The organism is Cupriavidus sp. C1SS-2L (genome assembly GCF_057073735.1).
In genome coordinates this window covers 1,736,527-1,761,630 of record NZ_CP172709.1, presented here as the reverse complement: position 1 = coordinate 1,761,630, position 25,104 = coordinate 1,736,527, and the positions used below count along the sequence as shown (strand labels likewise).

Annotated in this window: 22 protein-coding genes and 3 pseudogenes; 9 read left to right on the top strand and 16 right to left on the bottom strand. The window is 60.8% G+C overall.

All coding sequences use genetic code 11. From position 1 onward, the window contains the following. Positions 1–34: 34 nt before the first annotated feature. Positions 35–1,921, bottom strand: coding sequence for a phage integrase family protein (locus tag ACIGJG_RS25815; RefSeq protein ID WP_483673266.1), 1,887 nt, complete (start codon positions 1,919–1,921; stop codon positions 35–37). Between the two features lie 814 nt (positions 1,922–2,735). Between ACIGJG_RS25815 and ACIGJG_RS25810 the strand changes: the two genes are divergently transcribed. Together ACIGJG_RS25810 and ACIGJG_RS25805 are read left to right on the top strand one after the other, a co-directional pair. Further along, positions 2,736–3,311 carry a hypothetical protein gene (locus ACIGJG_RS25810; protein WP_483673265.1) on the top strand — a complete coding sequence of 192 codons (576 nt, stop codon included), beginning with the start codon at positions 2,736–2,738 and terminating at the stop codon, positions 3,309–3,311. 7 nt (positions 3,312–3,318) lie between these two features. After that, positions 3,319–4,236 (top strand): DUF4868 domain-containing protein, encoded by a 918-nt coding sequence (locus ACIGJG_RS25805; RefSeq protein ID WP_483673264.1) that lies wholly within the window; start codon positions 3,319–3,321, stop codon positions 4,234–4,236. A 341-nt stretch (positions 4,237–4,577) separates the two neighbouring features. Here the strand turns inward: ACIGJG_RS25805 and ACIGJG_RS25800 are convergent, their stop codons facing one another. Continuing rightward, a complete protein-coding gene (locus ACIGJG_RS25800) occupies positions 4,578–5,450 on the bottom strand; it encodes an HAD domain-containing protein (RefSeq protein ID WP_483673263.1) in 873 nt (290 codons plus the stop codon). A gap of 72 nt (positions 5,451–5,522) precedes the next feature. After that, complete coding sequence (locus ACIGJG_RS25795) at positions 5,523–5,813, bottom strand: hypothetical protein (protein ID WP_483673262.1); 291 nt, start codon at positions 5,811–5,813, stop codon at positions 5,523–5,525. Positions 5,814–5,951: 138 nt separating this feature from the next. Here ACIGJG_RS25795 and ACIGJG_RS25790 point away from each other — a divergent pair, with 138 nt between their 5' ends. Further along, on the top strand, positions 5,952–6,185 hold the full coding sequence (locus tag ACIGJG_RS25790) for a helix-turn-helix domain-containing protein (RefSeq protein WP_483673260.1): 234 nt from the start codon (positions 5,952–5,954) through the stop codon (positions 6,183–6,185). A 405-nt stretch (positions 6,186–6,590) separates the two neighbouring features. Here the strand turns inward: ACIGJG_RS25790 and ACIGJG_RS25785 are convergent, their stop codons facing one another. Next, positions 6,591–6,908, bottom strand: coding sequence for a hypothetical protein (locus tag ACIGJG_RS25785; RefSeq protein ID WP_483673259.1), 318 nt, complete (start codon positions 6,906–6,908; stop codon positions 6,591–6,593). 232 nt (positions 6,909–7,140) lie between these two features. Next, positions 7,141–7,679, bottom strand: a pseudogene (locus ACIGJG_RS25780) (porin); the annotation flags it as partial. A gap of 3 nt (positions 7,680–7,682) precedes the next feature. Between ACIGJG_RS25780 and ACIGJG_RS25775 the strand changes: the two are divergent. Then, positions 7,683–7,949 (top strand): annotated as a pseudogene (locus ACIGJG_RS25775) (CoA transferase); the annotation flags it as partial. A gap of 185 nt (positions 7,950–8,134) precedes the next feature. Beyond that, positions 8,135–8,326 (top strand): annotated as a pseudogene (locus ACIGJG_RS25770) (IS66 family transposase); the annotation flags it as partial. 36 nt (positions 8,327–8,362) lie between these two features. On the opposite strand, the gene ACIGJG_RS25765 reads toward ACIGJG_RS25770, so the two are convergent. From ACIGJG_RS25765 to ACIGJG_RS25745, 5 genes are all read right to left on the bottom strand, one after another. Then, positions 8,363–9,343, bottom strand: coding sequence for a Bug family tripartite tricarboxylate transporter substrate binding protein (locus ACIGJG_RS25765; RefSeq protein WP_483673258.1), 981 nt, complete (start codon positions 9,341–9,343; stop codon positions 8,363–8,365). 60 nt (positions 9,344–9,403) lie between these two features. Then, entirely contained in the window at positions 9,404–9,808 is a 405-nt protein-coding gene (locus ACIGJG_RS25760; RefSeq protein ID WP_483673257.1) for a nuclear transport factor 2 family protein, read from the bottom strand. Between the two features lies 1 nt (position 9,809). Beyond that, positions 9,810–11,192 carry an amidase gene (locus ACIGJG_RS25755; RefSeq protein ID WP_483673256.1) on the bottom strand — a complete coding sequence of 461 codons (1,383 nt, stop codon included), beginning with the start codon at positions 11,190–11,192 and terminating at the stop codon, positions 9,810–9,812. 18 nt (positions 11,193–11,210) lie between these two features. Next, positions 11,211–11,936 carry a sulfite exporter TauE/SafE family protein gene (locus tag ACIGJG_RS25750; RefSeq protein WP_483673255.1) on the bottom strand — a complete coding sequence of 242 codons (726 nt, stop codon included), beginning with the start codon at positions 11,934–11,936 and terminating at the stop codon, positions 11,211–11,213. Between the two features lie 242 nt (positions 11,937–12,178). After that, a complete protein-coding gene (locus tag ACIGJG_RS25745; RefSeq protein WP_483673254.1) occupies positions 12,179–13,084 on the bottom strand; it encodes a TauD/TfdA dioxygenase family protein in 906 nt (301 codons plus the stop codon). 125 nt (positions 13,085–13,209) lie between these two features. Here ACIGJG_RS25745 and ACIGJG_RS25740 point away from each other — a divergent pair, with 125 nt between their 5' ends. Next, a complete protein-coding gene (locus ACIGJG_RS25740) occupies positions 13,210–14,112 on the top strand; it encodes a LysR family transcriptional regulator (RefSeq protein WP_483673253.1) in 903 nt (300 codons plus the stop codon). Positions 14,113–14,121: 9 nt separating this feature from the next. On the opposite strand, the gene ACIGJG_RS25735 is transcribed toward ACIGJG_RS25740, so the two are convergent. Next, on the bottom strand, positions 14,122–14,250 hold the full coding sequence (locus ACIGJG_RS25735; protein WP_483674043.1) for an aldehyde dehydrogenase family protein: 129 nt from the start codon (positions 14,248–14,250) through the stop codon (positions 14,122–14,124). Positions 14,251–14,752: 502 nt separating this feature from the next. On the opposite strand from ACIGJG_RS25735, the gene ACIGJG_RS25730 reads away from it, so the two are divergent. From ACIGJG_RS25730 to ACIGJG_RS25720, 3 genes are all read left to right on the top strand, one after another. Next, the gene (locus tag ACIGJG_RS25730; protein ID WP_483673252.1) at positions 14,753–15,013 is read left to right on the top strand and encodes an alcohol dehydrogenase catalytic domain-containing protein; all 261 of its coding nucleotides are present in this window, start codon (positions 14,753–14,755) and stop codon (positions 15,011–15,013) included. Continuing rightward, entirely contained in the window at positions 15,010–16,437 is a 1,428-nt protein-coding gene (locus ACIGJG_RS25725) for an NAD-dependent succinate-semialdehyde dehydrogenase (RefSeq protein WP_483673251.1), read from the top strand. Before ACIGJG_RS25730 ends, ACIGJG_RS25725 begins: the two co-directional genes overlap by 4 nt. 226 nt (positions 16,438–16,663) lie before the next feature. After that, positions 16,664–17,632, top strand: a complete 969-nt coding sequence (locus tag ACIGJG_RS25720; protein ID WP_483673250.1) for a Bug family tripartite tricarboxylate transporter substrate binding protein — start codon at positions 16,664–16,666, stop codon at positions 17,630–17,632. Between the two features lie 728 nt (positions 17,633–18,360). Here ACIGJG_RS25720 and sucD read toward each other — a convergent pair. The 5 genes from sucD to ACIGJG_RS25695 form a co-directional block, all read right to left on the bottom strand. Then, the gene (sucD, locus tag ACIGJG_RS25715) at positions 18,361–19,245 is read right to left on the bottom strand and encodes a succinate--CoA ligase subunit alpha (protein ID WP_483673249.1); all 885 of its coding nucleotides are present in this window, start codon (positions 19,243–19,245) and stop codon (positions 18,361–18,363) included. 83 nt (positions 19,246–19,328) lie between these two features. After that, on the bottom strand, positions 19,329–20,498 hold the full coding sequence (gene sucC / locus ACIGJG_RS25710) for an ADP-forming succinate--CoA ligase subunit beta (RefSeq protein ID WP_483673248.1): 1,170 nt from the start codon (positions 20,496–20,498) through the stop codon (positions 19,329–19,331). 732 nt (positions 20,499–21,230) lie between these two features. Then, positions 21,231–22,463, bottom strand: a complete 1,233-nt coding sequence (locus ACIGJG_RS25705) for an acyl-CoA dehydrogenase family protein (protein WP_483673246.1) — start codon at positions 22,461–22,463, stop codon at positions 21,231–21,233. Between the two features lie 79 nt (positions 22,464–22,542). Next, positions 22,543–24,660 (bottom strand): acetate--CoA ligase family protein, encoded by a 2,118-nt coding sequence (locus ACIGJG_RS25700; RefSeq protein ID WP_483673245.1) that lies wholly within the window; start codon positions 24,658–24,660, stop codon positions 22,543–22,545. A gap of 44 nt (positions 24,661–24,704) precedes the next feature. Further along, the gene (locus ACIGJG_RS25695; RefSeq protein ID WP_483673244.1) at positions 24,705–25,103 is read right to left on the bottom strand and encodes a Zn-ribbon domain-containing OB-fold protein; all 399 of its coding nucleotides are present in this window, start codon (positions 25,101–25,103) and stop codon (positions 24,705–24,707) included. Between the last annotated feature and the right edge of the window lies 1 nt (position 25,104).

The following is a 25,104-nucleotide window of genomic DNA, read 5'->3' as shown; positions in this document are numbered from 1 at the left end:
TCTTGCATCCCTATCTGTCACGTGTCAGGCCGATCTAGAAAATCCCCACGCGCTCGAGTTCCTGTGCACGCCGCTCGGCGTCGGCGCGCACATAGACCGAGGTGGTCGCCAGCGAGGCGTGGCCCAACTGGCTCTGCACCACGTCCAGGCCCACGCCGGCCGCGACCGCATGCATACCGAAGGTGTGGCGCAGGAAGTGCGCCGAGGCGGATGCAAGACGCGCCGCGCCCGCGGGATCCTCGTCGTGCAAGGCGACAGCCGCGTGCGTAAAGAAGCGCGTCAGGATGGCGTGGAGTTGCCCCACCGACAGCGCGCCCGCACGACCATCCGCCTTGACGCGTCCCACCAGGGGCGTGGCCGGATGAAGTCGCCCGAAATCCTGCCCCAGTCCGCGAGCCACCAAGTAGCGACGCAGCGCGCCGATCACCGCGTGCGAGACGTGCACCTCGCGCTCGAGGGTGCCCTTGCCCGTGAAGACCAGTTCCCAGGATCCGCGCGGATCGTCCGGCAAGTCATGATGGCGCAGATCCCCCAGCGTGGCTCGCGACAGTTCCGCAATGCGCAGGCCCGTTGCGTAAGCAAACCGCAACAGGAAACAAAGTCGTGCACTACGCGGATCGTCGACCGGCAAATCGGCAGCACAACGCTGCAGATTGGCCCACTGGGTCTTGGTGAAGCTGCGCGAGACCTGGAGGCGCGAACGCGCCACCTTGGGCGTGGGCACCAGGGTCCACGGGTTGTAGCGCAGATACTGGGCGTCGACCAGCCACGCGCACAGGCCGCGCATCACGGTATAGCTCTGGCGGCGGCTGCTGGGCGACAGCGGCCCGGCAAAGGGACGCCATTCATATGAATAGCGCGGCACGCCGCGCGGGCCGACCCACCGGTCCGCCGGCTGTGGGTCGGCGAGGAACGCCAAGTAGGCGGTGCAGTCCTCCACGGTCAGGTCCGACAGCGCCTTGCCCCGCGAAAAGATGGACCACAGCAGCCACCGCTCGGCATGGCAGCGATAGGTGCGCCAGGTCGGGCCGCCCTCGGGCTCGTGGGTGGCGAGCCACGCCTGGATCGCAGCGAGGTCGGTCTGCGCGGCGGTGCGCGGGGTCGCGTCCGGGCCGGGCCGGTTGTGGCCGGCGCGGCCATCGCAGGTGGCCGGCAACAGCAGCGCCTCCAGCGGCGCGATCATCACCGCGGGCGGACGCAGCACCGCGCGGGTCTTGCTCGGCATGCGGTGCCGAGGCACCAGCGCGGCCGGCGCGAGGGCCCCGAGCGCCGGCGCCTCGGCGGTCAGCCACGCCGTGATCTGCCGGGCCGTCGCGGCGCCGACGCGCGGCACGGCGCAATACCAACGCAGGCCGCGCGCGATGACATGGGCCCGCAGGTCGGCCAGCGTCGCCAGCTCCGCGCGCGCCAGCCGCGCCGCGACCGGCGGCGCGAACCAGCCGGCGACCGAATCGGCGGGGGTGGGGAGACAGGTCAGGTGCGGGCGCACCGCCTCGAGCGCGTCGAGCTGGCGGCGCCGGCGCCGCGCCGGCACTGCCGTGCCGGTGTCGCGAAACAGCGCGCGCCACCCAGCTTCGTCGGGCAGCGCACCGGTGTCGGCGAGTGCCGGCGCGCCAGCGGTCACCGTGGCCGAGGTCAGGCGACGCACGCCGCGCAGCAGTTCGGCCTCAATGACTTGCTGGGTCAGGCGCGCCTGGCGCCGGTCGCGCCCGGTTTCCAGATACCGTTCCCCTAGGTCGGCGAGATCGAGCCCTTCGAGCACACCGCGGTAGAACGCGAACAGGTGGGCACCGAGATGGCGGGCCTGGGTGATGGGCTGGCCGGCGCTGCGGCAGCGACGGTCATGAGGTCCGTGGTTTGCCGGGTCGGACGGGGTCCCGGGCGCGGCCGGGCGGCGGGAAGCTGCGGGAGCGGAAGCCATACGGGCCCTCCTGTTGTCAGCGACGTGCGCGTGGCGCAGTCGGCGCTTGGTGGGTGTGACGCAGAAACGCTCATGCAGATAGGTAGCGATATCTATATAGGCAGATTTGCTCGCGAAGGCCAGTTCGTCCGCGACTCCGCCCCCGGACGCCGGATGACAGGTCGTCCGGGGACATCTTTGCAGAAAGGCAGCAAAGCTGACGTGACAAAACGAGGCCCAACGGCCCTAGCAGATGCGCACTGGATTCCACTATGAGCAGCCGAGGCGCGCGGCAGCACATGGGCAGGCCGTACTCGAGGGCACGTTTCCCGAGGCGGACTGGCCGCCACCGGTGATCAGCGGCGCGGCCGCACAACGTGCGGCGCAGGCCCCCCCGACCGGAGTGCATACCGCTTATCGACCGGACTTCACCGCCTGCCGGATCTGCAACCTCCCCTTAAAAGAAGGTCGACCCGCCGCCTGCCTCAACAATGAGCGCAGGACCTCAGGTGATATCCACGGACATCTACGCCCGCCCCTTTTTACCTTCCAGAAGCCGCAATCCCTGCCAATGCATGCCGACTGCCAGGGTTGCGAAGACGGCCATGCCGGCCGTACTTGAGGCACATCCGCGTCTGAGTGAGCGCGCAAGTCCCTCTAATGGAGGGTCCCGTGGTCGTGCCGTTTCCCATGGATTTCGTCGACAATAGTGACAAACGTCCTTCTTCTGCGAGACTCGCTGGTTTCAAGAAAGTCGGCCGATCGGTGATGATTCCATTGTCCCATCGTCGGGTACCGCGCCTCGGAAGAAGGAAGGTTCCATTCAAGAGAGAGCATGCAGTTTCATCTCGCGCCCGCATTCCTGATCTTCCTCGGATCGTATCTGCCGCTGGCCATCATTCTCGCGATCCAGGACATCCCCAGCGCCTGGTGGGCCCGCCCGTTCTGCAGACTGCAGGGCTTCCGTGCGGAGACGTGCGACTACCTTCCGTTCGAGCACCCCTGGCTGTCCCTGATATTCCTGGCGACCTCGTGCGTCGCGATCTTTCTGGCGCGGATGACGCTCAGGAAAATCACCTACCCATTCGACGTCGAAGTAAAAAAGGCCAAACCCATTCCGAATGAGATCATCAACTACACGTTCCCATATGTCGTCTCGTTTATGGGGATTGCCTACGGGGAACAGCAGAAGCTCTCGGGTTTTATCGTCTTTCTGCTGTGGATGTTTGCCATCACCTATAAGTCGGGTCAGATTCTGATGAATCCACTGCTCCTGATTCTGGGATGGCGACTCCATGAGGCCACTATTGTCATCAGCGGCATTGAACGGGATGTGCGCATCCTATGCCGCGGCCATTTGACAATTGGCCCACACAAGGCGCAGACCATCCAGGACTTCTACATCATCTAACAGTGCCATGCAACAGGACTTCGATTTTCTCAAGGCCTTCGACTTTCAGGCGGCGACCGTTCATCTCTGGATCTTTAAGAAGAGTGCCAGCGCAACTAGCAAGTACACGGCCCACTATGCCCAGACGGATGACGCACTGAATGGGATGTTGTGTAGCGTCGCTGTCGATGAGATGCAAAGGCTGACGGAATTTGCGCAGTACACCTACCTTGCGGAGAACAACGAAAATAGTTGCCTGACGGCCAGCATCGCCGAGACGGAATTCCCGAGCATGAGAGCTCTGGTCGACCGCCCCGAACCTGACCACCGACTCAACGACATCAAGCACCTGAAGAATGCGGGTGGCTATGTGGCAAAGTTCACGCATAACGGCCAGACGGTCTATGCGGTCCGGCGCTCTGCTCCGAACTGGAAGGCGAATTACCTAAAGACTCGCATCAACTTTGTGTTCAAGCAGGGGGAACTTTCCGCGATGGAAAATGACTCCTTCTCAATCGAAAAGAGTTTCGACTTTTACGCCGTTCGCGACACCTTGTTCATCTCCAGCAAGCGTGCCTTCGAGTCCGTTCTGGAACATCGCAAGTCCTATACGACGGCCTTCGGCACGCTGGCCGCCACGCCCCAATTTGTCGGTCTGTTCACCGACGTACAGCCCCTCGTCGAATTCGTCGGCACCAACTCCACGCAGTTGCGGCGCATGGCGCGCATCGAGCAGCGCGGCCTGTACAACCGGCCGAACTTCCTGCCCAACCTGCAGGCCGTCAGCAATAATCGGCAGTGGGGCTTGAACTTCAATCAGGCGACGGGACAACTGGTTCCTTGCGCAGCGACCGCCCGCACCATCATGCAGGTCCTGCTCGACCACCGCCTGCTGAGCGAAGTCACCGCGGTCACCTACGACGTTCCGGATGCCACGGCCCTATAACGGCCTAGACTCGGCCTGCGGCGCGTACCCCATCGATCCAAGCTGCCTTTAGACTGCTTTCCATCCGGACGTCTTCTGCGCAAGGCCTCGCTATGGGCGCGGTGGCCAATGGCAACTGCCTTGAACGCTGTCACGCTACGGGGACGCTTCGCGTGCCGCGCAGCGCCTCGTCAAGCAGCCCAGATCGGTTCAGCACGATGCCCGAAATCTCGTCCCCAGCCGCAACGCGTCCTGTCAGGCGCACCCGTCAAACGTATTCCCTTTAGCGGCCAACCTCCACGCCTCGGGTCACTGGCTGCGGTCGGCCAAAATGCCGGACCGCCTTCCTTAAGGACGTCTGACTAACGCGCCGTGATGACGTTGGCTAATCGCAGCATGCCACCCCAGTCATTTCGACGCGCTGATACCTTACTGTGAGGCTGAGACCCAGATTTAGCAATCATCTGAAAGGGCATTGTGATCGCCCGCTCGATCGCGAGTCGCATGGCAACGTCGGACACAAGACCCACTGGTAGGCGCCCACCGTTCAAGCGCGCGGCAACGATCCAGAGCTCAATGACGTCGTCCTGGCCATCGACAATAGTGCACTTGATGTATTCTCTTCGCCCGACTAGGCGGCGCATGCGCTTTCGCCAGGCACGGCGCCGATTTCGCTCGGATGCAATGCTATTAGCCGTGCCACGCGACGGCTCTCGCGACGCGCCATTCCTTGCCTCCCTGGTGAGCCGGCTTCGCAAAGCGGCTTGCGCAGTGACATCGGAAAGTCCTCGGTCGCTATCCGTGAGAATCAGGCGAGCTGCAAGGCGTGGGCTCCAGCCGTCTCCGTCGTCGTCCAGCGCGAGCCAGTGCTCAGCCCGTGCGCCCGCGCGACTGATGTACGTGGCAATCTGTTGATAGCGCGACGCAGCAACGAACCAGTTGCCCTCGAGCCGATGAGCCCCCTCACCATGGCGCCCCATCGCTGAATGCCATGTTCCCCCGATGACGCGATCGCGCAACTCTCTGGGAAGATAGCTCTTGGCTCGATTGAACCCTAGTAGCCGAACCCACGACGTCGAAAGGACAATCTTCAAATCGGGGTGAGGCGCCAGAATCCTAGCAAGGATGGGAGCCCACATGAAGAGTTCACCATCTGCCCGCAGCACCGGGCGGCCATTGACCAGGTAGACATGATCGGGGTGCAAAACTCCGTCGTAATCGAGAAAGAGGATCATGGGCCTGTGCCATACACCAGCACGTAGCGGTTGTGAGAGACGTGACGTAGCCAGAGACGTGTCGCCACGAAATTATCGCAAATCGTCCCAAGCGCAGTAGCGTTGACCGTCTCTCGCATGGAAAAGGAAATCGTGATCACGCTCCTCGGGCAGGAGCTTGACAGCAAGCCATTCCGCGCCTTCGAGTGTGCAACGAAGGGAAACCTTACTCCCTTGCTTCAAGCAGATTTCCAGCCGTTCCAAGTCTTCGAAGAAGACTGCTTGCGCGACATCTGCTTGTTCGACGACTACGTGTAAGCCGAACTTCGACACTTCGACTTCGACCTTCTTTCGACCGGTCTGGACCTTCAATTCGGCCTTCACGGATCTCCGGCCTTCGGCCACCGCTCTTCGACGTGCGCTACGTGAGCTCATATGAGTTGGTGTATTGAATGAGGGCCAGCATTCTATCCTTAAATATCCTATTTTGGGATATTTTCGAATCGATGATCGCATTCGGGGATGAAGACCATTCATTCCGAGCGGTACGCGATCGTCGTAGCGGAGTTGCGCAAGGCTCGACTCGAACAAAAAGTGACTCAAAGTGCACTAGCAGAACTTTTGCAGAAGCCGCAATCGTATGTCGCTAAAGTCGAATTACTGGAGCGGCGGCTCGATGTCGTCGAGGTAGTGGACTGGCTGCATGCGATCGGGCTCGAGCCCGCCGGCTTCTTTCGCCGCTTCGATTGGTGGTAGCTGACTATCTTCGCCCCAAGACAGCAAGACAGCGCTCTAGCGTGCCGGACATCGCAGCATCAATCCGGCGGCGTCGATGGCAACAGACATCCCATCGACCGGCGCGGAGAATCCGATATTGGGTCCACCCCTGCGTCAGGCATTCCGGCTGAAAAGGCCAATGAATCGCGCACATGAACGATGCGAGGGTTGCGCATCGAGGCCTTATTCCATACCAGATAGAGATTGTTTGTCGGAGCATCCATGCCACGGCTGAGGCCCCAGGCGATTGGTGCCTCTGCCGTCACGGCCAGCAACTCGGCACCGAAGCCATCGCGCCGGTAAATGCTACGCAGACAGGTAGGCGTAGCTATGACGGGTGGCTTCCATCCGGGGAAATCGACCCGAAAAGTGACTGCGCGTACGCTACCCAGATCTCGGCCAGTGCGGATTGCCGTTGTTCCCCTCGCTAAGGCCTGCGCTGCCGCTCAATGCCTCAATGCAGGCAATCGCTTGGCTCGCGGAACTGCCATCGACCAGGCCTGTCACCCTGATCGTTTCACGGGTGGCGGCACTGAGCTGGCCCCTGGTCAGAATATCGCCCCGCTTGACCGCGATGTATTCGCCGGGTGTCATGGTGCTTGTCTGGATCGCCGGCTGGAAAACGGTGCGGCCGCCGAGCAGCACGGCGGCTGACAGGAGCAGGACTGACTGGATGAAGGAGAGGCCGATGTGTGGCTTCATGTGACGTCTTCCCGGCGCCAGGGGAGATCGGAAACCCGATACATGCGCCAGGCCGAGATTCCCGTTCGCGAAGTCAGCCTGCACACATAGGAAGAAATGTAGCTCAACATCGCCGCGTTCAATGTGCACGGTCGCCCAAGCGTATGCCGGTCAACTGCGGCGCAAGGATACGCCCCGACAGCCGCTATGCCTGGCAAGATAACGCGGCTTGCCAGGCAGATTTCAAGCGTCGTTAGAACTTGTGACGCAGACCCACAGCCACGCCCAGCATCGAACTCCCACCGCTTGGCAGTACGTAGCTGGAGCCGAGGGAAAGGCTGGTGAGATAGCCAGTCGCCAACGATTCAAGGGGCAGGCCGGCGTTCTTGGAGTATGCAGTGGTCAGATAGACATCGGTACGTTTGGAGAAGGCATAGGTCGACACAAAGGCGATCTGCCGGGGATTGGCTGCATTCTTGTTGCCGTACAGGTTCTTCAGGTTGTCGTACACATACTCAAGCGTCATGCCCAAGGCAGGCGTGGCCTGATAGTTCGGGCCGATCCAGTAGTAATCGTCGCGCAAGACTAGGAAGCCGGGGCAAAGTTGGCGAGTGCATCGAACATCGAGGTGTACTGCCGGCCAAAGATCAGTTGCCCGAGGCCGGCGCTTTGCAGGCCGACAAAAGCCTGGCGACCAAACATCCGACCACTTTGCTGGCCCAGACCCGTATCCGCGGCATAGCCGTTTTCGAGTACGAAGACTGATTTCAGCCCGCCACCCAGGTCTTCCGTGACGGCGCGGTCTACATGTCAAGCACGCCCGACAGCCCCACCAAGGCGATGGTGCCGGTCGTCGACTTCTCCACGGCGCTGTCGTGCGCGCTTGGCACGGTGATGGCGTTGTACGAGCGCCAGCGCAGTGGTCGCGGGCAATGCGTGGAGGCATCGCTGTTGCAGATGGCGCTGAACCTGTCCAATGGGGCGCTGATCGAGGAAGCAGCGCTTGGCACAAACTACGCCACCCTGCGTGGCTACCTGAATCGCCGCAGCGATCCTCCGCCCGGCGCCACGGTCATCTGGCGATAGCCTACAGGCATGGGAGTAATCACCGTAGCGGCGCCTGACATTCTGTTCGATTTTGCAACGGGCATTTACGAAGCATGCCATTGGGTAAGTGAGGCGTTATTCGCGGGCGCGACGCGAGACTCCGTGGTTGCAGGCAAAGCGTTCTCGCGAAGTGAGGCGTTGCGATGCTTGCCACACCCCCACTCTCGCGCAAACCTGACACGAGTCGGGCAATCCTCTATGCCCTGGACCGATGGGAGGGGCTCACGCGCTACTGCGACGACGGGCGACTGGAGATCGACAACCTGCCGGTCGAACGTGCACTGCGCGGAGTTGCCATCGGACCTAATTACCTGTTCGCAGGAGCGATATCAGACTTTGTGAATCACAGCGGGATCTCATCTGAGGATTTACTGCGGCTCGATGCCCACGGTGCGGATAATGCTACCCCAGCGCTCAGCCTCCGCCTGTATGAACGTGACTACATCGGTCCGGGGAGGATCAAGCGCTGTACTGTCGGTGGCACGCAGATACTCGCGCATGGCTTCCGACTTGCTTGCCTCGCTAATCAGGACGTGCCAGCGGTCGGCTATGGTGTCAGGCGTGCGCGCCGGCAGCAAGAAGGCGGCCCAAGTGGACAGCAAAAGCCGTGGCAGCCCGGCCTGTGCGGCGGTCGGCACGCCAGGTAATACGGGCATCGGCTCGTCATCCATGAGCACCAATGGCCGGAGTTTTCCCGCTTTTAGCATCGGCATGAAAGAGGTGACATCGAGGAAGGTCATGTCGACCCGTCGGGCGACAACATCATTGATGGCTTCCTGGTTGCCCTTGTACGGCACATGAAGTATGTCTACACCTGCCTGTAGCCGATAGAGCTCGGCCGCAACGCGCGCCGACGCACTGCCGCTGCCAAAGGTCAGCTTGCCCGGCTGCTCTTTGGCTGCCCGCGTCATTTCTGGAAGGGACCGAATCGGTGAAGTGGCCGCAACAGCAAGAACCATCGGTGACGGCCGTTTGTATAGCGAAACGGGCTTAAAATCATTGACCGGATCGTAGGGTAATTTCTTAAACAGGAATTTATTGGCGAAGTGTGTATTGCTAGCGAGCAATATGGTATAGCCGTCCGGCGCGGCCCGTGCAGCCTGCTCCGCGCCAATAATGCCGTTGGCCCCTCCCTTGTTCTCAACCACCACCGGTTGGCCAGTTGCGAGCGTGATTTCCCTAGCAAAGATCCGCGCCATGCTATCCACGGCGCCGCCTGCGGGAAACGGCACCAAAATTCTTAATGGACGGTCCGGAAAGGTCCCCGCCATCGCATGGGCACACGATAAAATTCCCGCAAGTACTACCACAAGCCAATGCCCCTGCCGCCGCCCGCGATTTCTGAACATGCTGACTCCTCATTGAATGTACGCCAAGCAAAAATCCTGTCGATTTGCAGGAGTCCGTTCCTAACCTGCGTCAGAGAGTGTCCGAGGCCACACGATCTGCTTCCAGTACGCATCCTTTGAAAGGATCTTGCCGCCGGCGACCCGATAGATGTCTAGGCCCATCGCATCGATTCGGCGCCCATCGGGCGATGTACCTCGCACTCGATATCGGCTGAGTACCATTTCCCCGGTAACCTCTCTTCGCCCATCGGAGAAAACCAGGGGGTCTTTCTGTGCAAAGCGCTCATGCAGAAATGCTTTCACCGCCTCCTTGCCTTGTAAGACCCGACCTTGTGGCTCTCCTTCGCCTGTTGGAAGGTTCCAGGTGAACTCCTCAGCAAGGCATGCCGCAACGCCATCCACGTCCCCAGCCGAATATGCCGCGCCAAACGCATTCATGAGCATCATGATTTCTCTTTCACGCATTTCAATTTCTCCTCTTCGTCATCGATTCCCAGTGTGTGGGAAACTGCCATGGCTGGACTGACTCAAGTGCATATGCAGCACGCAGGACCAGATCGTCGCGGTGAGCAGGACCGACGATCTGCATACCCGCTGGTAAGCCACTTGCCGTGATGCCACAAGGCACGCTGGCCGCCGGCTGCTGTGTCAGATTGAATGGGAGGCAGAACGGCGCCGGGCAGGACATACCAATCTTGGGCGCTGGCATCGCAAGGCTCGGTGTCAAAAGAAGATCATGGCGTTCATGAAAGCGTCGCAAACGGACGGCCAACTCCGCGCGCTGCTCCTGTGCATCAAGATAATCACACGCGCCCAGGGCACGGCCGCGCTCAGCGGAATAATGCAGGGTGTGATCAAGCAGGGCATGCCGATCGCTTGGGAAGTCGCGAAGCAGCTTGGCCACTCCTGCTTCCCACAACAGCTGGAAGATCGGTGCCGGATCCTCGAAACCCGGATCGGCCTCTTCCACGATGGCGCCGAGTTCTGCGATGCGGGCTACTGCCCGGTCCACAAGCGTAGCGACTTCGGGGTCGACCTTTATGTAGCCAAGAGTCCTGCTATATGCGACACGCAAGCCTGCAATACCGTCGTCTAGCCCGATACGCCAATCGCGGGCGTCATGCGGCAACGCGGTCCAATCACGCGCGTCCCGGCCGCCGATTACGTTCATTAGCAACGCCGCATCGCACACGTTGCGGGCGATGGCCCCAACGTGAAATACGGTGCCTGAGTGTGCGGGCGGGTAACACGGCACTCTCCCGAAACTTGGCTTGAATCCAAATACGCCGCAAGCGGCCGCTGGCCGGCGGATGGACCCCCCTCCATCGGTAGCCACGTGCAGCGGCCCCATGCCCAGCGCGGCCGCGACAGCTGCCCCACCGCTACTGCCACCTGGACTGTACGCAGGATCCCACGGGTTGCGGGTAATGCCAGCCAACGCGCTTTCAGTCACGCCTTTGGCACCAAATTCGGAAGTGTTCGTTTTCCCCAGAAGAATGGCGCCCTGTTCGCGTAGTCGCGCGGCCGCGGGTGAGTCCTGCAAAGCGGGCGCGTCCGTCGTGGCGAGACTTCCCATGCGCGTAGGCCAGCCCCGTACATCCAGCAGGTCCTTTAGCGCCACCGGCACACCATCGAGCAAGCCTCTTGGTTCTCCTCGACTCCAACGCGCTTCCGCCTCGCTCGCCTCGGTACGCACAGCATCGGCATCAACAAAGCGAAAGGCGTTGAACTCCGGATCGAGCTTTGCAATGCGCTCAAGTATCCCATCTGTGGCTTCACGCGGTGACAAATCACCGGTGCGGTACATTGCGAGCAGGCTAGTGGCCGGCAGGTCGGCTGGATGAGTCATGAGTTCTCTTCGTGTAGGCTAATGCAGGACATACAAAGCGCCGACCGCGATCAAGCCCACCGAGGTACCGATGCGCAGTTTCGCAGGTGAAATATGCCTAGCCAGCATCTGCCCCATAACCGCGCCGCACATGAGCGCAAGGCCCGTGCCAATCCCCAGCGCGACGGGCAAGGCCCCCGCCGCAGCGTGTACACCAGTGGCTGCCAGAGCAATCGGCAACTGGATCGACTGCGAGAATGCGATCGACGCCGCCATGGGTGTCCGCAGCAACATCAGCAGCGGCAGCAACAGCACAGGTCCCCCCGTGCCGGACAACGCGGAGCCGAAGCCGACGGCCATGCCCAAGATTGCGAGCACGCAGCAAGGCCGCAATTTCTGTTCGCCCCGTTCGCGGCCCCACGGCGCCAAGCCGTAGGCACCGGACAGCGCTGCCAGCATAGCAATCCATGCCTGCACTGCGCCCGGCGATACGGCGTGGACGTACGCCGCCCCTGCCAACGCACCAGCAAGTGCCGCACCATGGAGCGCCAATAGGGCGTCCTGCGGAGCACTCTCATGCCGCTTGCCGCGCCAGCTCATCATGCCGGTGAGTACAAAGGCGAGGCTTGATGCAGCCACAGCATCTTCCACCGGGATCCCCGCGAGCATCGTCAACGCCGGCACGACGAGCACCCCGCCAATGGACGTTGCACCGATAGCCGCACCTGCGACGATGAGCATTGCACAGGACAGCCATAGCGTCATTGCGCTCCTCACTCCAAGCCGATATCGAAACCTTGCTCGATCTTGGCACCCGGCCACTTGATCGGATGTTCCGTCACTCGGGACGTGGCGGCACGATTGTTGAGCCGAAATCCGGCCAAGGGTGGTGACCTCGGCTCCAAGTCACGCGTGCTCTCCGGTGCTTGGGCACATGTCGCACACGCGTACGTCAGTCGTCAGGGGTCTTAATGACGCGCACGGAGCTCCGTGCGGCGCAGACCGGATCAGAAGGGACGGTCGCCGATAATGGTGGCGCGCATCATGCGGCGTACTGCCGGGTAGTAGTCCTGGATTGCATAATGCTGGGTGGAGCGGTTGTCCCAAAATGCGATCGTATTCGGCTCCCACTTCAGTCTGACCTGATATTCCGGCAAGGCAGCCTGGCGCAAGAGGTATTGCAGGAATTCGCTCTCGCAACAGCGCATGTCAAAACCGCTCGGAAACTCCTGCGCCTCACTGAAATTAGAGAGATGCGTGGTAAAGGCCTGATTGACGAAGAGGATTTTCTCGCCACTTTCAGGATGAGTTCTAGCTATGGGATGCAGCATGGGCGGATACTTGGCGCGCAGGGCCTGCAGTTCCGCACCTTGGGCCCGTCGAGCAAACATCGGATAGGCGTCATGGAACGCCTGCATGTGGACAATGCGACTTTTCACCTCGTCCGGCAAATTGGAAAACGCCGCTGCCATGTTGACCCAGATGGTGTCGCCACCGGCGTCCGGACATTCGACACAGCGCAGCATCGAACCCATCGAAGGAATCTCGCGCCACGAGACGTCGCTATGATAGATATTCTCACGCCCCTTGATATTTTCGGATTTATTAAACGTCACAAGTTCCGGATGATCAGGGTGGCAGTCGAACACCGGGTGGCATTCTAGTTCGCCAAAACGGCGGGCAGCAGCAACATGCTGCGCAGGGGTAATATCCTGGTCCCTGAAGAACAAGACTTTATATTTCACAAGAGCCCGTCGCAGCGCAGTGTAAACCTCATCACTCAAAGGCTCGCCGATATCGATTCCGGTAATTTCGGCCCCGATCACAGGTGTCGAACGCCTGACACCGAACGGCCAATCCTGCTCATCCGGTGACCCACTATTCGGCTTCGTCGCTTCCACTGCATTCTGCATCTCACGTCTCCCTTGTTGTAGTAGTCCTGCCATCCTCACCGCGCTAGAGCGTATTAATTTATGTCAGCCTGCAGGTATAATTCAATTGCAAGTTTCGTATCGCACCATTGCGCTGGACGCATACCATGAACCTCAAGCGGCTGGAACACCTGATAGCAGTCAGTGAGGAGGGATCATTGGCCGGCGCGGCCAAGCGTGTTCATTTGAGCCAGCCGGCGCTGACACGCAGTATCCAGGCCCTGGAGGAGGAAGCCGGCATGGCCCTGGTCGATCGCGGCCCTCGCGGCGTAACGATGACCCCGGCCGGCCGAATGACGATAGAGCGCGCTCGACGCATCCTGTTCGAAACCCGCTGCCTCACTCGGGACTTCTCGTTGATGCAGAAGCACGAGATCGGTAACGTGCAGTTGGGAATGGGCCCCTATGCCGCGGCCATGCTTCTGCCGGAAGTCCTGAGCGCGATGCATCGAGACTGGCCAAAGCTGAAGTTGCGCGCCGAGGTTAATAGTCCGCCCGCATTGTTCTCAGCCCTGCAAGCCGAAGAGCTCGACTTACTCGTCGTCGAGGCAGGTACCATCCCAGCCGACGCAGACTTAGAAGTGCAGAAGCTGGCGCCAGATCCGGCAGGCTGTTTTGCTCGCCCGGGCCACCCCCTTTGCGCGCAAGGGGCGACGCTTGCGCAGTTGCGCGAGACTGCGCTCGTCTCCGTGGTGTTCGGTGGGCAAGGTGATAACCGCTGGCGCAAGCTGCTTCAGTGCAAGCCAACTGACCCCCTGCCGATCCAAGTGGAATCGAACGACTTGCACACGCTGGTTTATCTCGTTTGCCATTCAGATGCTATCCTATTCGCTCCGGTCCGCGCGGTACGCCGCGAACTCGCAGTTAGCAGGCTGGTCCAGCTTACGGTAAAGGACATGCCCGCCAGGGACTTGCAATACTGCATTGTGCATCTCACACAACGCTCGCTATCCCCCGCGGCAGCTCGCGCCGTAATTGCAATCGAGGCATCAAGTCAACTGAAGGTCTAGTCGACATGACTAAAGGTGCACTGAGTCGCCGTGCGAACGGCGACCGCGTTCCGCATCTTCGGTCGCGACATATCCTGCAAGGCCGTAGGGAGAGTTGTTGGCGAGCGCAAGCGCTTCCTCGTCGCCGTCATGCGGGATCGGGGCCCGAAGATTTCATCCCGCGCCACGATCATGTCATTGCGTACCTCGTCGAAGACGTCGGTGTGCTGAAGAAGCCGTGTTCGCTAGCCCCGGCGGCCTGCCCGGACCGCAGGCTACTAACCGGGCGTCCTCTTCCATGCCGGTCCGGATCATCGACTGGACAAGCTCGAACTGCGCGCGACTGAAAACAGACCCTTCACAACCGGGTCAGTCGAGTCCTCTACGACGATGGCCTGCGCCGCGGCCGCAGCGATCCGCACGGCCTCGTCATACCGCTGGTTTGAGGAGGCGCGAGGTGCTTCGCGCACGACCACCTATAGCACCCTCAAGCGGCAGGCCAAATCGAGCCGCGACGCAAGAGCCGGCGCCTTGTTGCAGTTTGACATAGCCACATTCAAAGCCTATAGTGAGTCTTATAGTTCCTACGGTGCACTAGCATCATTATGGGAAGCCGATAAGGCGCCCTCATGGACGAAAGACAAACACGGAGGAAAGACAGTTGAAAGCTGCCGTATTGGAGCAAGCCGGTGCACCACTAACGATCCGCGAAATTGATGTTGCGCAGCCCGGACCACATGAGGTGCTCGTGCAGACTGCTGCGGTCGGCCTATGCCACAGTGATTTGCACGTAATCCAGGGTACCTATTCGGCGCCATTACCTGCTGTGCTCGGTCATGAGGTGTCAGGCGTGGTCGAAGCGGTGGGATCCGAGGTGTGCGGATTGAAATCCGGGGATCATGTTAAAAGGAGAAAGGCATGAACCTTGATCTCGCCCTTTACATTGACGGGGAATTCATCAAAGGAGACGGCCGGCGCGAGCAAGATGTTATCAACCCCGCCACCCAGGAAGTCCTGGGCAAACTGCCGCATGCCAGCCGCGCCGACCTGGACCGCGCGCTGGCCGCCGCGCAGCGTGCCTTTGAAAGCTGGAAGAAGACTTCGCCGCTGGAGCGCTCGAAGATCCTGCGCCGTGTCGCCGAACTGACCCGCGAGCGCGCCAAGGACATCGGCCGCAATATCACGCTGGATCAGGGCAAGCCGTTGAGCGAGGCCGTGGGTGAAGTCATGAACTGCGCCGAGCATGCCGACTGGCACGCCGAGGAATGCCGCCGCATCTACGGCCGCGTGATCCCGCCGCGCCAGCCTAATGTGCGTCAGTTCGTGGTACGTGAGCCGATCGGTGTCTGCGCGGCCTTCACGCCGTGGAACTTTCCGTTCAATCAGGCCATCCGCAAGATTGTGGCAGCGATTGGTGCGGGCTGCACGCTGATCCTGAAGGGGCCCGAGGATTCGCCGAGCGCCGTGGTCGCGCTGGCGCAGCTGTTCCATGACGCCGGCTTACCGGCGGGCGTGCTGAACATCGTGTGGGGCGTGCCGAGCGAGGTATCGACCTACCTTATCGAATCGCCGATCGTGCGCAAGATCTCGTTCACTGGCTCGGTGCCCGTGGGCAAGCAGCTTGCAGCACTGGCCGGCGCCCACATGAAGCGCGTCACGATGGAACTGGGCGGGCACTCGCCGGTGCTGGTATTTGATGACGCCGATGTCGAACCGGCCGCCGAAATGCTCGCGCGCTTCAAGTTGCGCAACGCGGGCCAGGTATGCGTATCGCCGACGCGCTTCTACGTGCAGGAAAAGGCCTACGACAAGTTCTTGGCCCGCTTTATCGAGGTGATTGACTCGATCAAGGTCGGCAACGGGCTCGAAGACGGCATCCAGATGGGGCCGCTGGCACACGAGCGCCGTGTGCTGTCCATGGAGCAGTTCCTGGACGACGCGCACCACCGCGGCGGCAAGGTCGTGGCCGGCGGTTCGCGCATTGGAGAGAAGGGCTACTTCTTCGCCCCGACTGTGGTCACCGACCTGCCCGATGACGCCAGGCTGATGGTCGATGAACCTTTCGGCCCTGTGGCACCTATCACACGCTTCAAAGACACCGCTGAGGTTCTGCACCGCGCCAATAGCCTTCCCTACGGCCTTGCCGCCTACGTCTTCACCAATGCGCTGAAGACAGCAACGCAAGTCTCGAACGGGCTGGAGGCCGGCATGGTCAACATCAACCATTTTGGCATGGCGCTGGCCGAGACGCCGTTCGGCGGTATCAAGGACTCTGGTATCGGCAGCGAGGGCGGCCAGGAGACCTTCGACGGCTACCTAGTCACCAAGTTCGTCACGCAAGCGTAGTCGAGCGTCCTCCAAATGCGGTAGCCACTTCGCTCGTTCGAGTGCAAAGCTGTCGTCTTCACATCCCGCTCGGAAAGTCTTGGGCGCTGACACACGCTACAAAGGATCCACAATTACAAAGGAGACATAGATGTCACCAGTGAATACACAAGCGAGACCACTGTTATGAGCCCTCGCGCGCTGCCCCCCACAATTTCCGCTCATCAGCAAGCCGGGAGCATTTATCATGTTGCTTAGAATCATCTTGTCGACTGTCCTGCTTGCCTGTAGTGGCATCAGCATTGCGGACACCTACCCGATACGGCCAGTCACTGTCATCACGACCGGCGCCCCCGGTGGTGCCGTAGACGGCGCTGCCCGGATGCTTGCCGAAGAAATGGGTAAGCGCATGGGGCAGCCGTTCGTTGTTGAGAATAGGCCGGGCGCAGGTGGCATGTTGGCAGTTCAGGCTGCAATGCGGGCAAAGCCGGACGGCTACACGCTGCTTGTCGCGCAGTCTTCGGCATTGCTGAATACACCGCTCCTCCACGCGAAGCCGCCCTATGACGCGCGTCGCGACCTCGCTTTCCTCACACGCATTTCAAGTGCTGGCTTGGTGTTCGTCGTAAACAAGGATATTCCCATTCGGACCATGAAGGATTTTCTCGATTGGGCCGCACAGAACAAGGGAAAGGTCAACTATGGATCTTATGCATTGGGAGGTTTTGGACATCTGGCAGGTGCATATCTGAGCAAGAGCAAGAACCTCGACATGAATCATATTCCTTATAAAGGCGAGGCGCCTATGATTCAAGATATTATCGGCGGACGACTTAGTTGGGGCCTTATACATCCGCGTACTGCCGGTCCTCTTCTGGAATCGGGGCGCGTCCGCGCAATCGCCCAGTTCAACGAGCGGCGAGCCAAAAACCTCCCAAAAGTGCCCACAATGGTTGAGGTCGGCCTCACCGAGCCAATGTATAAAGAGATCGGCTGGACGGGTCTTTTGGCCCCGGCCAATACACCAGCCTCAGTGCTGCAAAAATTGGAGAAAGAGGCTCGCGCGTCCCTTCGGACACCAACGCTGCAATCGTTTTTCGAGAGTACCGGCGCCGAGACTGGCGGCAATTCCTCCGCCGACTTTCGTCGGGATTTCGAGGCCAGCGTACCCATTATCCAGCACATGATCAAAGTTTCGGGAGCCGTGGCCGAGTGATGTTCACCCTCTTCCAACGGAAATAAGGTGTGGCTTCCGCAAGAATCATTCGTATCGGGGGCGGAAAGGTTGATTAGTCGTTCTGCCCCCGACTTAGGTGCACCACTGTACCGAGCCATTTTTCCCAATTACGACTGCACAGCAGTGACAGCCTTGCCAAAGCTCTCGTACTTGAGACACCAACTCAATGAACTGGCCAGCACTCTGCACGCCCGTGCATTCTCATTAAGCGTTCGACACGAACTACTTCTGCGCGTCGGCCGGTATGAATATGAATTTCGTGAAATATCAGTGATGCTTGAGCTGGTAACAGCGTTGGAGAGGGACGGCAGCCCTGCAGCAGGATCCATGCGATCCATCTTCGAAACGCGCAGTTACGCATTGCAACGGGCGTTAGAAGAGCTATGCCTCGATCCTCGCCTGCCCTGAATCCGGGAAACTCCGCTTCGACGAGCGGTAGCGGTTGGGTAACCCACGCACGAGTGGCGCATGGCGAGTATCGGTCTGGCCTTGTCCCTCGCGCCGTCAATTGGCGCAAAGGCTAGCAATATTCACTCGGCGCCAACTGAGAGCTTCTTGGCTGTAGGGTCAGGCCATCTCCCACATTGATGACGCGAGCATGGTTATCAACGCGATCTTGCAATAACGAGCATCTGAATCAAGGCCGGCGCATCTATACAGGATGCGCCGATGTTCATCCAAGCAATCGTCACTATCAGACCATCGTACTACTGGAGAACAGATCGGATAAGCCGGCCCATTTCCGATGGATTCTTGGTCACCGTGATACCGCAGGCTTCCATGATTTCCAGCTTGGCCTGGGCGGTGTCGGCACCACCCGAGATCAGCGCGCCGGCGTGGCCCATGCGCTTGCCCGGAGGCGCGGTCACGCCTGCGATGAAGCCAACCACCGGCTTCTTCATGTTTTCCTTGATCCAGTAAGCCGCGTTGGCTTCGTCCGGACCGCCGATCTCACCGATCATGACCACGGCGTCCGTTTCCGGATCGTCGTTGAACATCTTCATGACGTCGATGTGCTTCAGGCCGTTGATGGGGTCGCCGCCGATACCGACAGCCGACGACTGGCCCAGGCCCAGCGCGGTCAGCTGGCCCACGGCTTCGTACGTCAGCGTGCCCGAGCGCGACACCACGCCGATGCGGCCCTTGCGGTGGATGTGACCCGGCATGATGCCGATCTTGATTTCGTCCGGCGTGATCAGGCCCGGGCAGTTCGGTCCGAGCAGCAGCGTCTTCTTGTTCTCGCGGCGCATGCGGTCCTTGACTTCCATCATGTCGCGCACGGGAATGCCTTCGGTGATGCAGACCACCAGGTCCAGGTCGGCGTCAACGGCTTCCCAGATCGCGGCGGCAGCGCCTGCGGGCGGCACGTAGATCACGGAAACGGTGGCGCCGGTCTGGGCCTTCGCGTCCTTCACGCTCGCGTAGATGGGAATGCCTTCGAAGTCTTCGCCGGCCTTCTTCGGGTTCACGCCGGCGACGAAGCAGTTCTTGCCATTGGCGTAGTCACGGCAGCCACGCGTGTGGAACTGGCCGGTCTTGCCAGTGATGCCCTGGGTGATGACCTTGGTGTCTTTGTTGATCAGAATCGACATACGTTATTCCTTTGCTTGGCTCTGGCAGCGCGGGCGTTGGCCTCGCGCGCTGCCCCAGTGCTGGAGTTGTTTCGGCGCCCGGATTACTTCTTGCCGGCGGCAGCAGCCACCACCTTCTGGGCGGCTTCTTCCATGGTGTCGGCGGCGATGATGGGCAGGCCCGAATCGGCCAGCATCTTCTTGCCCAAGTCTTCGTTGGTGCCCTTCATGCGGACCACCAGCGGCACCGTCAGGTTCACGGCCTTCGACGCCGAGATCACGCCTTCGGCGATCACGTCGCAGCGCATGATGCCGCCGAAGATGTTGACCAGGATGGCTTCCACGTTCGGGTTGCTCAGCATCAGCTTGAAGGCTTCGGTCACCTTCTCGGTGGTGGCACCGCCGCCCACGTCGAGGAAGTTGGCCGGCTCGCCGCCGAACAGCTTGATGGTGTCCATGGTGGCCATGGCCAGGCCGGCGCCGTTCACCAGGCAGCCGATGTTGCCGTCCAGCGAGATGTAGGCCAGGTCGAACTTCGAGGCTTCGATTTCGTTGGCGTCTTCTTCATCCAGGTCGCGGTAGGCGACGATTTCCGGATGACGGAACAACGCGTTCGAGTCGAAGTTGAACTTGGCGTCCAGCGCGATGACCTTGCCTTCGCCGGTCAGGATCAGCGGGTTGATTTCGGCCAGCGAAGCGTCGGTGTCATAGAACGCCTTGTACAGGCCTTGCAGCGCCTGGCGAGCCTGGGCAACCGAAGCGTCGGGCACGCCGATCTTGCGCGCGATGTCGTCGGCGTCAGCGTCGGTCAGGCCGGTCGACGGCTCGATGATCAGCGTGTGGATCTTTTCCGGGGTGTGGGCAGCGACTTCTTCGATGTCCATGCCGCCTTCGCTCGATGCCATCAGGGCGATCTTCTGCGAAACGCGGTCCACCACCAGCGAAACGTACAGTTCCTTCTTGATGTCGGCGCCTTCTTCGATCAGCAGGCGGTTCACCTTCTTGCCTTCCGGACCGGTCTGGTGCGTGACCAGCTGCATGCCCAGGATGTTGGTGGCGTAGGTCTTGACCTCGTCGATGCTCTTGGCAACCTTCACGCCGCCGCCCTTGCCGCGGCCACCCGCATGAATCTGCGCCTTGACCACCCAAACCGGGCCGCCAAGCTCTTCTGCGGCCTTCAGGGCCTCGGCGACCGAGAACGCGGGGATGCCGCGCGGAACCGGCACATTATATTTGCGCAGGATTTCCTTGCCTTGGTACTCATGGATATTCATGCGTGTTTCCTTCTTTGTTAAGTCTGAAAAGCCCGTAAGACAAGTGCTAGATAGGGTGCTCTGCATTCCGCGGCAATTGCCTAAGCGATGAGATTCAGCGATCGGCTTCGGTTCGGTCGCTGCCAAGGCGGCTTGGCGCCCAGTTGGCAAACGGATCTTCAGCGCTCCAGCGTCTTACCCATCGTGAATGGCAATAATCGCACTCTTGCTCGCAGACAGGATTAGTGCTGGGTCTGGCCAACTTGGTGTCGCTTACCGGCCGCAAGCCAGGATGCTCGACGGCACTGCGAGGATCCAGCAGCATGCGCTTACAGCACGGGCAAGGATTCGAAATGGGGAGCCCGCCCCTTGCGCTAGATTTTTTCCATGGCCGGCAGCGGCGCACTGCGGCCCAATACAGTGCGCACACCGCCCTGCAGCCATCTCGCTTGGCCGCTGCTGCACACCGGACGGCCTGGTGTTGAAGATGCAGGCCAAACTCGCTTGCGGCGGCGAACGATACCACCTGCGAGCGGGCATCGCCCCTGGCAATCCACCCGTCAAACAGTTCTGACAGCGCGCGCTCATAGTCTGCAGCTCCGCTTGCCGCGATGCCGCCCGCGATACGCTCGGCCTGCCGGCTTAAGGCGCGCACTTCAGCACGCAACACAGCCATACGCTCCAGCATTGGTGCTCGGTCAATGCCGGCTGAACCCCTCCCGAGAGTCTCAGTCATTCTGCCGGGCTGTGCACTCAAAGTGCTGCGTCGCCTTCCAGCAGTCGACGTGCGATGGTCCGGCGCTGGATCTCTGACGTTCCATCGGGAATGCGCATGGTACGCGCCCAACGGAAGCCTTCCTCTAAGCGCAGTTCGTTGGTCAGCCCCATGCCGCCGTGAATCTGGATGGCACGGTCGAATACGCGTCCCACCATTTCGGTAGCTGACGCCTTGACGATCGAAACTTCTTTTGTCGCGGACTTGCCTTCGTCGACCAGCCAGGCGCAGTGCCGGATCATCGACTTGCAGGCGTAAATGTCCATCGCACACTCAGCCAGCATGAACTGCACCGCCTGATGGTCTGCGATGGGCTGGCCAAAGGTCTTGCGAATCTTCGCGTACCTCAGAGCCTGGTCAAGCGCCCATTGCGCAAGCCCAAGGCATGAGGCCGCCATGCTTAGCCGGCCGGCGTTTACACCATCCAATGCCACCGACAAGCCGCGATCGACCGGACCAAGGCGAAGTCTGTCGGATACACGGACGTTCTCAAGCGATACGATGCCAATGTCGGCGCCAAGGTGGCCCATGGTCGGGATCACGCTCGGCACCGAGAAACCTGGTGTATCAGTTGGTAGGAAGAATCCAGTGATACCGCCGCGATGCACGCGCGCCTTTTCCTCATCCGTAACGGCGAAGACCATTGCGTAGTCGGCATAGGGAGCATTGGTGATCCACTGCTTAGTGCCATTAAGTATCCAGTCATCACCGTCACGCACGGCGCGGGTTCGCATACCAAAGACATCCGATCCCGCATCGGGCTCGCTCAAACCAAAACACATCGTCTTGTCACCGCTCGCAAGCGCGTTGCGACATGAGTTCAGGATCGATGGCTCTAGATGCTTCAGAATGGGAGAAAGGCCATTGGTGAACGGCGACGGCAGCACCACTGTCTGGATCAGATGGCGGCCGGGGCCGCAATGGGCGTTGAGCCGCTCCTGGATGTAGACCGCAGCCTGGGCGCCCAAACCACCGCCACCTAGCGACTCCGCACTCAGTGCAGTGTAGAAACCGAGTTCGGCCGATCGCATTCGCACCTGGCGGCGCAATGCCAACATCTCAACTGAGTAACGGCCGTCCTCCATATAAATGGAGCGCTCGCTGGAGAGCAGAGCACGATGTTCCTTCTCGAGCGATACAACTTCGCGATCGATAAACCGGATGAGGCTATCGCCGAATTCGACCCATTCGATGGGTACGTTGTAGTCCATAGGGTAGATCTCTGTGAAATATCATCAAGGCCCAGTGCACTGGAGCGGCGGTGGTAACACGTCCCTGCCCGCACCCACGTTAGCTACCGCGTCCCTGGAGCTGTGCATCAACCTCGATGACTGCGTCCACGGCGAATGCACCTTCACCTTCCGGCAAGGCAAGAACGGGATTCAAGTCCACCGAACGCAGGCGAGGGCCAGCCTCCGCAGCGAAGGCGGACAGTCGCGAAAGCGTACGCGCAAGTGCACCAATATCCGCTACTGGCCGCCCTCTCGCACCGAGCAACAATGGAGCCCCGCGGATCGAACGGATCATCCGCTCCGCCACTTCCTCGCCAAACGGGCAACGGTGGAAGACCACATCCTTGAGCACCTCCACGAACACTCCCCCGAGGCCGAACATCGCAATTGGCCCGAAGACCGGGTCCCGATGAATGCCCAGGATGCACTCGACGCCGCCCCGCAGCTCACGGGCAACCAGCACGCCTTCGATGCGCGCGTCCGGTACGGCTTCGCGGGCGCGACGGATGAGGGTGTCGAAGCCTTGGCGAACGGCCTCCTCGTCCTGTATGTTCATCAGCACCCCGCCAATCTCCGACTTATGCAGGATGTCGCGCGAGAGGATCTTCAGCACCACCGGGAAGCCTATTTCGCGCGCTGCCAGCACTGCGGCATCAGCCACGGTACAGGCCCGCTCGGGCGCACTGCCTATACCCGCCAGTGCCAGCAACTTCTTGGCTTGGCTTTCCGTAGGCGTCTCCGCGGGTAAACTGACTGGAGGCACGCGAGGCGCCGGCCCCGGAACTCCGGCCGCAAAGGCTCGGCCGAACCGCCCCATCGCCGCTATTGCTACCACGGCCCGTGTAGGATCATCGAACACGGTAAAGCCCTCCTCCTCATAGGATCGCAACACAGCCGGCGGCCCCTGAAGCACGAGTGCGTAGAGTCGGCCCGGGTATCTTGCGCGCACGCGTGACAGCTGCGCCCGAATCTGAGGAGCGACCGCAGGAGAGGCCCCTGCGTACGTCAGAAAGGCAAGCACCGACGCATATTTGCCCTCGCCGATCATTGCCTCGGTGAATGGCTCGAGCAAAGACACGTCGTTCAGGATCTGAGCGGTCGTATCCACCGGGTTGCGTGGCGTGCAGATGGGCAACATCTCCAACAGTCTGGCCTGCGCCGTGGCCGGCATGGCCGGCATGGCGAGTCCAAGATCTTCGGCGGCGTCGCAAATGATCACGCCGGCGCCGCCACTGACTGTCAGTACACCCAGCGTATTGTCGGCTGGGTAGACCCCCTGTGTCGCCAGCCGCACGATGTCCAGCATCTCGCTGGTCGTATGTGCTCGCACGACACCAAGCTCTTCGAGCACGGTATCGACAACAGCGTCATCACCGGCAATCGATGCGGTATGCGACTGGGCCGCCGCGCTACCCACCTCGCTTCGTCCCACCTTCATCATCACCACCGGCTTGCGAGCTCTACGAGCATCCTGCAGCGCCTGCGCCAGGGCATCACCGTTACTAATGCCTTCCGCATACACCGCAATCACCTGAGTGCGGGGATCGCGAACCAGCAGGCCGATTGCATCAGCCAGATTAAGGTCAGCTTCATTTCCAGTCAGGACAACGGTGGACAAGCCAATCCCGGAATCCAGTGCCGATGCCACCAAGTGGCCACCATACGCACCCGATTGACTGGCAATGCCGACGCTCCCCGCGCGTTCGTTGCCGAAGCCAAGGCAACTGGTGAAGCTGCCAACAAAGCCATTATGAAAATTAACAATGCCAAGTGCGTTGGGGCCGAGCAGTCGCAGGCCGGTGCGCCGCGAGATTGCCACCAGTTCGGCCTGCATGGCAGCCCCCTTCTCGCCCACCTCGGCGAAGCCCGAGCTGAAGAGAATGGCCGCGCCGACTCCACGTTCACCAAGCTCCGTCACGGCCTTGCACACGTGCGGGGCCGGAACTGCCACAATGGCAACGTCCGGGATTTCCGGGAGCTCCGCTACCGATGCATAGGCGGGCAGACCCTGCACCTCTCGCCGGTTCGGATTGACTGGCAGTATGCGACCCTTGTAGCCCAGCAGACGCATGGATGCGATCGGACGGCCGCCGATACGGGTTGAGTCGTCGGAGGCGCCGATGATAGCGACGGAGCGGGGATTCAGCAGGCAGTCCAGAGAGTCAATCGTGGTCATGTTCGATTTCGTTGCAATGACAGGCGGCCAACCATTTCGGCCACTCAAGCGGGCCTGAAGGTCGGCACCGGTGGACCGTCGACTGTCGGCGAGAACTTCAATAGCACTTTCTGCCCGATGCGCACTTGGTCAAGATCGCAGTCGACGATGTGCGTCAGCATGGTCACCCCTTCCTCCAGGGTCACATAGGCAATGCAGAACGGCGTTGGTCCCATCCGGCGCGTTACGCTGTACGAGTAAATGGTGCCGCGACCGCTGGATTCCTTCCAGCTGGTAGTCCCCAGGCAGAACGGACACAGAACGCGTGGGTACCAATGGGGCTTTCCGCAGGTGTCGCAATGCTTCACCAGTAAGCGACCATCACGGGCGGCTTGCCAGAACTCCGTGTTGTCGACCGCTTCCGTAGGCGCATTGAGGATAGTTGGCGTATAGGGTGTTGTCATG

Excerpts from the sequence above, each read along its gene's own strand:
- ACIGJG_RS25815 (WP_483673266.1), bottom strand. The coding sequence starts at position 1,921 with ATGGCTTCCGCTCCCGCAGCTTCCCGCCGCCCGGCCGCGCCCGGGACC.
- ACIGJG_RS25810 (WP_483673265.1), top strand. The coding sequence starts at position 2,736 with ATGCAGTTTCATCTCGCGCCCGCATTCCTGATCTTCCTCGGATCGTAT.
- ACIGJG_RS25805 (WP_483673264.1), top strand. The coding sequence starts at position 3,319 with ATGCAACAGGACTTCGATTTTCTCAAGGCCTTCGACTTTCAGGCGGCG.
- ACIGJG_RS25800 (WP_483673263.1), bottom strand. The coding sequence starts at position 5,450 with ATGATCCTCTTTCTCGATTACGACGGAGTTTTGCACCCCGATCATGTC.
- ACIGJG_RS25790 (WP_483673260.1), top strand. The coding sequence starts at position 5,952 with ATGAAGACCATTCATTCCGAGCGGTACGCGATCGTCGTAGCGGAGTTG.
- ACIGJG_RS25785 (WP_483673259.1), bottom strand. The coding sequence starts at position 6,908 with ATGAAGCCACACATCGGCCTCTCCTTCATCCAGTCAGTCCTGCTCCTG.
- ACIGJG_RS25765 (WP_483673258.1), bottom strand. The coding sequence starts at position 9,343 with ATGTTCAGAAATCGCGGGCGGCGGCAGGGGCATTGGCTTGTGGTAGTA.
- ACIGJG_RS25760 (WP_483673257.1), bottom strand. The coding sequence starts at position 9,808 with ATGCGTGAAAGAGAAATCATGATGCTCATGAATGCGTTTGGCGCGGCA.
- ACIGJG_RS25755 (WP_483673256.1), bottom strand. The coding sequence starts at position 11,192 with ATGACTCATCCAGCCGACCTGCCGGCCACTAGCCTGCTCGCAATGTAC.
- ACIGJG_RS25750 (WP_483673255.1), bottom strand. The coding sequence starts at position 11,936 with ATGACGCTATGGCTGTCCTGTGCAATGCTCATCGTCGCAGGTGCGGCT.
- ACIGJG_RS25745 (WP_483673254.1), bottom strand. The coding sequence starts at position 13,084 with ATGCAGAATGCAGTGGAAGCGACGAAGCCGAATAGTGGGTCACCGGAT.
- ACIGJG_RS25740 (WP_483673253.1), top strand. The coding sequence starts at position 13,210 with ATGAACCTCAAGCGGCTGGAACACCTGATAGCAGTCAGTGAGGAGGGA.
- ACIGJG_RS25725 (WP_483673251.1), top strand. The coding sequence starts at position 15,010 with ATGAACCTTGATCTCGCCCTTTACATTGACGGGGAATTCATCAAAGGA.
- ACIGJG_RS25720 (WP_483673250.1), top strand. The coding sequence starts at position 16,664 with ATGTTGCTTAGAATCATCTTGTCGACTGTCCTGCTTGCCTGTAGTGGC.
- sucD (WP_483673249.1), bottom strand. The coding sequence starts at position 19,245 with ATGTCGATTCTGATCAACAAAGACACCAAGGTCATCACCCAGGGCATC.
- sucC (WP_483673248.1), bottom strand. The coding sequence starts at position 20,498 with ATGAATATCCATGAGTACCAAGGCAAGGAAATCCTGCGCAAATATAAT.
- ACIGJG_RS25705 (WP_483673246.1), bottom strand. The coding sequence starts at position 22,463 with ATGGACTACAACGTACCCATCGAATGGGTCGAATTCGGCGATAGCCTC.
- ACIGJG_RS25700 (WP_483673245.1), bottom strand. The coding sequence starts at position 24,660 with ATGACCACGATTGACTCTCTGGACTGCCTGCTGAATCCCCGCTCCGTC.
- ACIGJG_RS25695 (WP_483673244.1), bottom strand. The coding sequence starts at position 25,103 with ATGACAACACCCTATACGCCAACTATCCTCAATGCGCCTACGGAAGCG.